Genomic DNA, 11,741 nt, shown 5'->3' with positions numbered 1-11,741 from the left:
TCGTTAGGGTCATACTGCCGTTGTCCTTTAACCGTTACCCCGGACAAGGTTGTAGAGCCTGCTGCTTTAGAAACCGGCGCTTTTTCAAGCGTCACACTATTTTCCCCGGTCAACCGGTAAGCCAAGCCGGTTCCCCGCAATAATTCGTTCAAGCCTTCTTGAACGCCGTAACTGCCTTTAAGCGGCATTGATTTTGAACCTGCTACCATAGAGGCCGGATAGCTTAATTCCATACCGGTTTTTTCCGCGTAACGATTCAGTGCGGAAGCCAAATCGCTGGAAGGCATGTCAAACTGGATTTTTTGGGTTTGTTCCGATAAAGCTGGCGCCGCATGGCAAAACGTTAAAATAAACACCCCGTTGATGAAGCATGACCTGATCTTTTTTCCCCGGTTAACCGCCATTCCGCCGGAAGAAAAGCTTTTCTTGTTATTAAGCATTTTAGAATTTTCCTTAGTAGTTTCGTGCTTGAGTCAAGTTCTTATAAAGCAGGAACCGAACACTTGCAGATATTGTTATCAGTGCAGCCAATACGTTTACAATAAGGTAGACGAGCAAGCTTGAAATCCACCCCACCCGCAAAATCATTTTGTTTAGAATAATTTCTCTTTGTAATGCTCCGGCTCCTGAACAAACCCGCTACGTCTAAAATAGTTTTGATAACGCGCCAACAACTCGCCGTCCAACATGGCGCACTCGATGCCTAATTTCGACAACACGCCTTGCGTTTCGCTGCAATCGTAGCGGATGTTATCTTCTTCCGACGCCTGCTCATCCTGGTTCTGGACCGAAAACACCGGCAGCAGCGGCAATAAAGCAAAATCTTCGTACCCCGCCTCGCCGGTTTTTAACACCTTGTTCACCCAGTCTCTATAAGGAATACGCTCCAGACGATAACCCGACCGGCTGAACCAATCGATCAGCTCATCGGAATAAGGCGGTTCGGGATGATTTAAATGGAAACAAGCGCCGACCGAACTCGGCTGCAACGAAAGCGAGACGATGGCGCGGCTCATGTAATCGACAGGCGCTATATCGAGCGGACTATTGCCTTCCGGCGCCGATCCCAGCTGAATACAGCCTTTAAGCATCCGGCACAGAAAATCGTCGGTGTTCCACACCCCGTTCCGGGTATCTCCCGAAACCGTCGCCGGCCTGTAAACACTCACCTGAAAACCTCTATCCCTGGCCGACCTGACCAGCTTTTCCGCCACCCATTTACTCTGCGCGTAGCCGTTGACTAGATTTCCGCTGGGTTTCGGCTCATCATTTTCCCTGTATCCGCTCGCATTACCGGCGGAAACTTCGCTAAACACCGACAAAGTCGAAACATAATGAATGGCCTTGGCTTTGCCGATACAGGCGAGACGCAGCACTTCTTCCGTACCCAGAACATTGGCGGCTTTCAGGGTTTTGTAAGGCTGGACGAAACTGACCAGCGCCCCGTTGTGGTAAATGACTTCAGCCTGCCCGGCTATTTCTTCGTAGCGTAATTTTGAGAGTCCAAGTCCGGGTTCCGCCAAATCACCGCAGACGGCGATAACCCGACTCCAATCGATACGCTCATGCAGCTCATAACGGTCCGCTTGGCGTTGCAGCCGGGTCAGCGCTTCCCGTTCATCGGCAGCCCTGACCAGGCAATAAATTTCAGCGTCGATCCGTTCCAGCAACTCGGCCAGCAAAAACACACCGAGAAAACCGGTCGCACCGGTCAGGAACACCGCTTGAGCCGCCGCTACGTCGATAGGCGCAGGCTGTAACGGAATAATCGCAGGGTCAAGCACGGCTTCGGCTTCAAGGTTAACCGGCATTTCACCGCTTTCGCCCCGATCGATTAACCGTGCTTGCGCCGCCAGGATGGGTGTCTCGAAAAAACTCTTCAGCGGCAGCTGGGCGTTCAGTTTTTTTTGCACCGAAAACGGCAACTGGGCCGCCAGCAACGAATGCCCGCCCAACTCGAAAAAATCGTCGTTTCTGCCTATCCGCTCAATGCCGAGTATCCCGCTCCAAATAGCCGCCAGGCTTTTTTCCGTCTCCGTCACAGGCGCTTCATAGGCGTTTTTTGCCGTTTCAGCCAAGTCCGGCTCGGGCAAGGCCTTACGGTCAATCTTGCCGTTAGCCGTCAACGGCAACCGCTCGAGAAAAACAAAAGCACCGGGCAGCATATAGTCCGGCATACTTTCCTTGATCGCGTCACGCAAGGCACTCTCGGTTAACGCCGCGTTATCCCGTGCGGTCAGGTAAGCAAGCAGACGCTTGTTGCCGAACCGGTCTTCCCTGGCTAGAACGACAGCCTCATCGACACCGGGATAAGCCATCAACCGCGTTTCTATTTCCCCCAGTTCGATCCTGAAGCCGCGGATTTTCACCTGATGGTCGATGCGGCCTAAAAATTCGATATTGCCGTCCGGCCGGTAACGGGCCAGGTCGCCGGTTTTGTAGAGCCTGCCGCCGTCAAGCCGGAACGGATCGGGGATGAATTTTTCCGCGGTCAGTTCGGGACGCCGCCAATAGCCGCGCACCACGCCTTCGCCGCCGATATGGAGCTCTCCCTGTACGCCGACCGGCACCGGACTGCCGGCCTTATCCAGAATGTAGAGCCTAACATTGCTGATCGGACGCCCTATCGACAGCGGCCTGTCCAAATCATCCTGATCGGCCAGGTAAACGCTGCTCCATACCGAGCCTTCGGTAGGGCCGTATTCGTTATATAAAGGCACATGCGGCAATACCGCGCGGTGTTGTTTGACGACCTCGACTGAACAGGCTTCTCCGGCAACGATAGCCGTTTTCAAGGATTGCAGCTCCGTTGCCGCCTGTTTCAACAGCAAGGCATAGAAGGACGGCAAGGCCAGCAGATGCGACACTCGCCGGTTTAAGATCAGCTCGGCCAATGCCGCCGGATCTTTGGCGTCATCGTCAGTCGGCAGACACAAACAACCGCCCTGCCCCAGCGTCCAGAACAGCCCTGCCACGGAACTGTCGAATGCAAACGAGGACAACAGCAGATAGGCGCTGACCGGATGCCGATAGCTTGAAAACCGTGCGTTTGTCGAATGCACGGCGTTGCGGTGCGAAACCATCACGCCTTTGGGTTGTCCGGTGGAGCCGGAAGTGTAGATCATATAGGCCAGATCGAGCGGATGATTGCACGGCGCCGGATTGTCGATAGACCCTTGCGCTATCGTCGCCCAATCGCTGTCCAGGTAAACCGTGTCCTTCACGCCGGACGGCAATGCCCCCGCCAGCCGCTGCTGGCTAAGCAGCATCGCAATGCCCGCATCTTTCAGCATATAGGCGATGCGCTCTTCCGGGTAATGGGGATCCAGCGGCACATAAGCGCCGCCCGCCTTCAATATGCCCAGCATGCCGACCGCCATTTCCAACGACCGCTCGACGCAAAGGCCGACCGAACTTCCCGGCCCTACGCCCTTGGAACGCAGATAATAGGCCAGCAGATTGGCTCTGGCGTTCAATTCGGCATAACTTAATGTTTGGTCTGCAAACGCCACCGCATCGGCGTCCGGCGTTTTGCCCACTTGCGCCTCAAACAGTTGGTGAAGGCATCGGTCGGCTGGATAAACCGCCTGCGTCGAATTCCAATCAACCAGGATTTGCCTGCGCTGATCCCGCGTCAGCAGCGGCAGTTCGGAAATGCGCGCCTGCGGTGCGTCCGCAATGCCTTGCAGCAGCGTCAGATAGTGTTCTGCAATGCGCGTTACCGTGGCCGGATCGAATAACTCGGTGTTATATTCAAAACTGCCGGCAAGTGCGCCTTCGTTTTCATGAATATGCAAAGTCAGGTCGAATTTAGCAACCGTGTTTTCCTCATCGATCACGCCAATGTCCAAGCCCGGCAGGCTCAGCGACTGGCCGGACTGGTTTTGCAGCACGAACATAACCTGAAACAACGGGCTGTAGCTCACATTACGTTCGGGCCTCAGCGCTTCGACCAGCTGTTCGAACGGCAGATCCTGATGGTTTTGGGCATCCAAAACGGTGTTTCTGACCTCGGCCAGCAAGCGGTTGAATTGCGGATCGCCCGACAAGTCGCTGCGCAACACCAGAGTATTGACGAAAAAACCGATCAAGCCCTCTATCTCCATGCGATTTCGGTTCGCAACAGGCGTACCGACGCATATATCTTTCTGGTGGCTATAGCGAAACAACAGGATATTGAGCGCCGCCAGCAGCACTGCAAACAAGGTCGCATCGTATTGGCGGCTTATTCGTTGGATTTGCTCCGCGAGCGCGGCCGGAATCTCAAACTGGTGTGATGCGCCGCGATAAGCCATGACCGCTGGCCTGGGACGGTCTGTCGGCAGTTCCAGCAGGCTTGGCGCACCGTCCAGTTTACTGCGCCAATAATCGATTTGCCGCTGCAATACATCGCCAACAAGACGGCGGCGCTGCCAACAGGCAAAATCGGCATATTGAATCGGCAACTCCGCTAACGGTGAAGGTCTGCCCCGGCTGAACGCCTGATACAGCGAAACAAATTCGCGCATCAAAATCGCCGAGGACCAGCCGTCGGAGATAATATGATGCATCGTCAGCAGCAGAATGTTTTGCTTCCGCCCGGCACCGTCAGGCAAGGCAATCAACGTTACCCGGATTAACGGGCCGACGGCTAACGAAAAAGGCTTTTCCGCTTCCTGCCGGCACAGATCCGACAGCGCATCCCGGCAAGCCTGCCGAGACAAGCCGGTTAAATCGACATGGGCAACAGGCAATGCGGATTCGGATGAAATCCTCTGTGTCGGCGCTGCATTCTCGGTCACGAAAGAAGTGCGCAAGTTTTCATGCCTGCGAACGATCTCGCTGAAACCTTGCTGCAACGCCGCGTCATTCAAATACCCGCTTAGCCTGAACGCGACAGGCATGTTGTAAAAAGAACTGTCCGGTTCCAATTGATCCAGAAACCACAAACGCTGCTGGGCGTATGAAAGCGGTAACGGCGCTGTTCTCTGGTCCGGCTTTATAGGTGATGCGGATGCTTGCCCGGCCTGGGACAGTGCTTCGATTAACTCCGCTTTTCTGGATTTGAGCTGTAACTTAAGCGCTTCGTTCAACGCACCTTTCGGCGCCTTGCATTTTAAATCGCCCTGCTCAACATAAAGATGCACATTCAAATCCCGCAATGTCGTCAGCAATTGACTCAACATCATAGTTCGATATCCTCAAGCTCGATTTCATCTGCATTCGCCGCCGTCTCCGCCTGATCTCTAGCCCAAGTCAGCAAATCGACTTTCGCGGCCAACTGCGCGACATTCGTCGTGTCAAAAAGGGTCTTTAACGGTAAATCAATCCCGAATCGGATACAAATCCGGGATACCAGCTGAGTCGCCAACAGCGAATGCCCGCCCAATTCGAAAAAATTATCCTCGACGCCGACTCTGTCAACGCCCAGCACATCGGCCCATATTTCCGCCAGAATCTCTTCGCTGTCCGTGCGCGGCGCGACATACTGTTTTGCCGACAGTTCGCTGAGGTCCGGCCGGGGCAAGCGCTTGCGATCCAGTTTGCCGTTGGCGCTCAGCGGCATGCCGTCCAACTGCACAAAGGCGCTCGGGACCATGTACTCGGGCAGCGTTTCCTTGAGCCGGAGCTTCAATAGTTCGCTCGCAACGGCGGTTCCGGAAACCAGGTAGGCAACGAGGCGCTTGTCGCCGGGCTGGTCTTCACGGGCGATGACGACCGCTTCTTTGATGTCCGGCGCTTCCAGCAGGCGGGCTTCGATTTCGCCCAGTTCGATCCTGAAGCCGCGAATTTTGACTTGATGGTCGATCCGGCCCAGGTAATCGATGTCGCCGTCCGGCCGGTAACGGACCAGATCGCCGGTTTTGTACAGGCGGCTGCCGCTGGGACCGAACGGGTTGGGAATGAATTTTTCCGCGGTCAGGCCGGGACGATTCAGGTAGCCGCGGCCCAAGCCGATGCCGCCGATATGCAGTTCGCCGGGGGTGCCGACCGGTACGGGGTTCAGCTGCCTATCCAGGATGTACAGGGCGATGTTGGCTATCGGCCGTCCGATAGGGATCGCGGTTTCGGCTCTGTCCGGTATGCAGGCCCAGTAACTGACGTCTACGGAGGCTTCGGTGGGGCCGTAAAGGTTGTGCAGTCCGGCCGGCAGTTTTTGCTGAAAACGTGCAACCAGGTCGGCCGGTAAGGCTTCGCCGCTACAGATCACGCGTTTCAAGCCGGTGCAGTTTTCCGCGCCCGTCGTGTCGATAAAGGCTTGCAGCATCGACGGTACGAAGTGGACGGTGGTGATCTGTTCGCGCACGATGGTGTCGATCAAGGCCCGGCTGTCTTTGTGTTGATCCGGCTTGGCGACGACCAGTTGCGCGCCGGTCATCAACGGCCAGAAGAATTCCCAAACCGAAACGTCGAAGCTGTACGGGGTCTTTTGCAGCACCCGGTCGCTTTGATCCAGGGCGTACTCCGCCTGCATCCATTGCAGCCGGTTGAGTATGCCCTGGTGCGGTACGCCCGCGCCTTTCGGTTGCCCGGTGGAGCCGGAGGTGTAAATGCAATAGGCCAGGTTTTCCGGCATCAACTTTATATCGGGATTGGCTGCGCTTTCCTGCGCCAGTTGCGCCCAATCGCTATCCAGGCGGAAGACGGCTGCCGAACCGAAATCCTGTTTTGCCGACAACGCCGCCTGGGTCAAAATTACCGGCGGGGCGACGTCGCTCAGCATGAATTCAAGCCGGTCTTGCGGATAGCTCGGGTCGAGCGGCAGGTAAGCGCCGCCGGCTTTCAAAATCCCCAGCAGGCCGATCACCATTTCCAGCGAACGTTCAACGCAAACGCCGACCAGCACATCCGGCCCGACGCCTTGCTTAAGCAGGTAATGCGCCAGCCGGTTGGCTTTGCCGTTCAGCTCGGCGTAAGTCAGCGCCTCGCCTTCGAACGCCACGGCGGGCGCATCCGGCGTTGCTTCCGCCTGCGCTTCGATCAGTTGATGGATGTACCGGTTCTTCGGGTAGTCGGCTTCTGTCGCATTCCAGTCGCCCAGCAGTTTTTTCTGCTCAGCACCGGTCAGAAAACTTCGGTAGTCGTAACGTTCCCGTGGCGACTGAGCAATCTGCGAAAGTATGTCCATTAAATAATCCGAAGCCGCATAGATTTGCTTTTCATCCAGGCGTCTCCCATTGCCCGAAACCAGCAGCCGGATTTGCGATAATTTAACATCCAGTTGAAAGGCTACTTCCAGCTCGAAGTTCGGCAGTATGTAATCCACCCACTCCAAGGCCTCAAATTGCCGGGATTGGGCCAAGTCGCTGACATTATGGAAATGGACGTAGTGAAATACCGCATCGAATAATGCCTGTCCTTTATGGTCATGCTGGATTTGCGCCAAGGGATAAAACCTGAATTTCAGCAACTCGCATTCGGCATCGAAAGCCTGCAGGATCAAGTCGGCCCAAGTACCGCCATGAAGTTGCACCGGGAGCGGCAGAGTATTCAGAAAAACGCCCAAAGCGCTATCCGCATCGTTTATTTCAGGGCGAACGCTACAGACCAGCCCCGTTGTAATATGCTGTTCGCCGTATAACATGCCGAGCGCTTTCAGGTGCGCGGCCAACAGTACGCTTTTTAGCGGAACTGAAAGCGATCTTGCTACCGCCTGCAAGGCTGCCGAAGTTTCCGGCGATAATGTGGTCAGTTTCCTGGAAGGCGTTATATCGCCGGTTTTCTTGGCATCGCCGACACCAGACCAGGCAGGCAGTAAAGCATGGCTGATACCGTCTAACTTGTTTTGCCAATAGCTTTGATGCGGCTCGGATTTTATAGCTTCGCGCTCCCAAACAACCAAATCTCTCAAGGCGTTATAGGGTTGTGAGTCAGCCGTATAATGCTGCCCGCTCAGCAAAGACAGATAATAGGTAAAAATCTCATTCAGCATCGCATTAAGGCTCCAGCCGTCGAGAACCGCATGATGCTCGGTCACCGTAAACCGGAATGTATCATCGCTAAGCTGATGGATATGAAACCGGATTAAAGGCGGCTTTGTAATGTCGAAGGCTCTGGCCCGCTCCAATTCCAGCCATACCGCAAGCTGTTGTTTTTGAAGCTCGGCAGAATGCAATCTCCAGTCATCGAATTCAACCGGCGTTAATGCTTTATCTTTAGCGAAAACCAATTGCAGCGGCTCACTGTAATTGCCCAAATCGAAAGATGTTCTCAAGATCGGATGCCGCTCGACAACGTGGTCGATGACCTTTGTCAAGGCCGCTATATCCAACGGGCACCGGAGCAATATGCTGTCGACGACATGATAGGCGTTCCGTTCGTATTCACTGTGGAAAATCATGCCCGCCTGCAAGGCCGTCATCGGATAGGTGTCTTCGACATCATTCGGCAGTTTATTACGGTCGGAATTGGAAATTAAAGCGAATGGCTGCAGCGGAACTTCAGGATTGGCATTGACCGGCTTCAAAACCGTCAACAGCTCCCGAATTGTCCCTTGCTGATAAAGCTGTTCCAATGAAAAAGCCAAGTTCCGCTGTTTTGCAAGGTTTAGAACCTGCAAGCTTCGGATCGAGTCCCCGCCTAATTCAAAGAAATTATCGTCTATGCCGACTTGCTCTATGCCTAGAACCTGCGACCAGATGCCAGCCAGAATTTCTTCGGCTTCGTTACGCGGCGCAGTATAGGCTTTCACCAGATCGGGCCTTGCGCCTTCGGGTTCCGGCAATGCTTTTACATTCAGCTTTCCATGTTCGGTTAACGGAAACGCGTTTAAAAAAACAAACACCGCCGGAACCATATAGTCAGGCAATGTATTTTTCAGGCCGCTACGCAATTCGGTGACCGTAGGCGATTGTTCGGGTTGCGGCACGATGTAAGCGACAATATATTTGCCTAGGGACTGATCTTCCCTGACCAAGGCGACCGTATCGCGAACGGCGGGTTGTTTTTTGATCGCCGCTTCTATTTCGCCCAGCTCGATACGGAAGCCCCTGATTTTTACCTGATGATCGATCCGGCCTAAATAATCGATGCAGCCGTTTTCCCTGTAACAGGCAAGATCGCCGGTTTTGTAAAGCCTGCTGCCGGCGCTTTCCCCGTAAGGATCGGGAATAAACCGTTCTGCCGTTAATTCAGGCCGGTTTAAATAGCCTCTGGTCAATCCCGCGCCGCCGACATATAACTCTCCGGGTATGCCGATAGGTACGGGGTTTAACGACGGGTCGAGCACATAAGCGTAAAGGTCGGACAAAGGCTGGCCGATCGGGCTTTTTATATCGCCGTAAATGTGTTCTTCGGTAATGCGCTGGAAAGTGACATGCACGGTCGTTTCGGTGATGCCGTACATGTTGATCAATTGCGGCTTGGCATCGCCATGGCGTTCGACCCAAGGCATCAAATCCAGCGGGCTAAGCGCTTCGCCGCCGAAAATAACATACCGTAACGCCAACTCCCCAGCCCGTGCCGGTAAAGCGGCCTCGGCGGCGATAAGCTGCCGGAATGCCGAAGGCGTCTGGTTTAAAACCGTCACTTGTTCATCGCAGAGCAATTGACGAAAGGCTTCAGGCTTCCGACTTATAGGATAAGGAACGACAAGCAAACGGCCTCCGTACAGCAACGCCCCCCATATTTCCCATACCGAGAAATCGAATGCGTAGGAATGAAACAGGGTCCAAGTGTCTTTTGAACTGAAGTTAAACTGCATTTCGCTTGCTTCAAATAAGCGCAATACATTTTCGTGCGTGATCTGGACGCCTTTGGGCTGTCCGGTAGAACCCGACGTATAGATGATGTAAGCAAGATTAGCCGGCCTTGCATCACTGACCGGATTGGTTTTGCTGCTCCGGGTATAAATTGGCTCTTCATTGTCGAGACAAATCACATTGTCGATAGCTGGCGGTATTTTCTCCAGCAGATGCTTCTGGGTTATCAGGATCCGGGTTCCCGAATCGTCCAGAAGATATTGAATCCTTTCTTGCGGATAGGAAGGGTCCAGCGGCACATAAGCGCACCCGGCTTTCAGAATGCCCAACAGGCCGATCACCATCTCCAGCGAACGCTCGACATACAAGCCGATCAAATTATCCGGGCGCACGCCGAGCCCGATTAAATAATGCGCCAATTGATTTGCCCGTTCGTTCAGTTCACGGTAATTCAACGACCGGTTTTCAAATGTCAGCGCCATTGCATCGGGCGTTTTTTCAACCCGGCTTTCGAATACTTGATGCAGGCATTTACCGGGCGCATAAGCGGCCCGTTTTGCACCCCATTCCTCGATAATTCGTGTCCGGTCTTTATCCCGCATCAACGGAAAATCGTTTATTCTCAGTTCCGGCTGATCGGCAATACCTTCAACCAAAACCCGGTAATGCTCGGCCATTCGCTTAACCGCAGCCTGATCGAACAAGTTCGTGTTGTATTCGAACAAGCCCTGCAAACTTCCGTTTTTTTCCGTTAACAGCAGCGTCAAATCGAATTTGGCCGTTTGCGTGTCGGCGGTTTCAAAACTCAATTCAAGCCCAGGCAAGGTCAATTGTTGCTCAGGCGTGTTTTGCATGACGAACATCACTTGAAATAGCGGGCTGCGATTTAAATCGCGCACCGCGCCGAGTTCTTCGACTAATTTATCGAACGGCAGATCCTGGTTCGCCTGCGCGTCTAAAACCATAGTTTTGGTTTTAGACAGCAAGGTTGTAAATTTTGCATTTCCCGACAAGTCGCAGCGTAATACCAAGGTATTCACAAAAAAACCGATCAGGCCTTCCAGTTCCTGCCGGTTGCGGTTGGCAACAGGCGTACCGATGCAAATATCGTTTTGGGACGAATAGCGGTAGAGCAAAACATTAAATGCGGCAAGCAGCGTCATAAACAACGAAACGCCTTGCTTGCGGCTCAAAACATTAAACTTTTCGTTCAGTATTTCCGGCAACTCGAAGCGACAAACGCCGCCTTTGTAATTCTGGGACGGGTTTGTCTGACTTGTTGTCGGCAATTGCAGGCTATCCGGCGCGTCCTTTAACTGTTCTTTCCAATAAGCCAATTGCTTTTTATAGGCCTCGGTCGTCAGCCATTGTTTTTGCCAATAGGCGAAATCCGTATATTGGATCGGCAGTTCGGCTAAGGGCGAGGGCTTGCCTTGACTGAATGCCGTGTAAATATCGATAAACTCGCGAATCAGAATGCTGTTGGACCAGCCATCCGAGATGATGTGATGCAGCGTAAACAACAGGAAATGATTTTGTTTATCCGCTTTATCGCTCAGCCGTATCAGGTTTATCCGTAACAGCGGCCCCTGCCTCAAATCAAAAGTTCTTTGTAAATCTTCATGCTCCAGACGCTGTTTTTCGGCCGCTTGTTGATCCTTGGGTAAAGCATCAAGATTGGTGACCGGATATGAAAGTTTTAATTTCGGCGCCACTATTTGCAGGATAGCTTGCCCGTCCTGGACAAAATGAGTCCGCAGAATATGGTGACGGCGGATAATTTCGTCAAATGCCTGCTGCAACGCTTCCATGTTAACCGTTCCGGTCAGTTGGAATACCGCCGGGATATTGTAAGTCGCATTAATCGATTGCAAATGATCGAGAAAGAACAGACGCTGCTGTGGACAAGATAATTCCGCCTGTAATTCCAAACGGGGCGCTATGCTGTCTCTGCCGGCATCCGTTTTAACCTGCCCTCTTAAATACTTCTCCAGCATGGCCTGTTTGGTTTCGGACAAATTGGCCCGGCGATTCGCTAATTCGTTTGTTTTTTGCATCTTC

General features: G+C 53.4%; 3 protein-coding genes. All 3 read right to left on the bottom strand.

Annotated elements, in window-relative coordinates; genetic code table 11:
* Window positions 1-440: STN domain-containing protein (locus B0F88_RS16515; RefSeq protein WP_181049935.1), on the bottom strand; the 440-nt coding region annotated here is incomplete at its 3' end.
* A gap of 153 nt (window positions 441-593) precedes the next feature.
* Entirely contained in the window at window positions 594-5,168 is a 4,575-nt protein-coding gene (locus B0F88_RS16510) for a non-ribosomal peptide synthetase (protein WP_104425039.1), read from the bottom strand.
* On the bottom strand, window positions 5,165-11,737 hold the full coding sequence (locus tag B0F88_RS16505) for a non-ribosomal peptide synthetase (RefSeq protein ID WP_104425038.1): 6,573 nt from the start codon (window positions 11,735-11,737) through the stop codon (window positions 5,165-5,167). Before B0F88_RS16505 ends, B0F88_RS16510 begins: the two co-directional genes overlap by 4 nt.
* Window positions 11,738-11,741: the final 4 nt, after the last annotated feature.

The organism is Methylobacter tundripaludum, from assembly GCF_002934365.1.
GTDB lineage: Bacteria > Pseudomonadota > Gammaproteobacteria > Methylococcales > Methylomonadaceae > Methylobacter_A > Methylobacter_A tundripaludum_A.
This window is presented reverse-complemented; position numbering and strand designations above follow the sequence as displayed.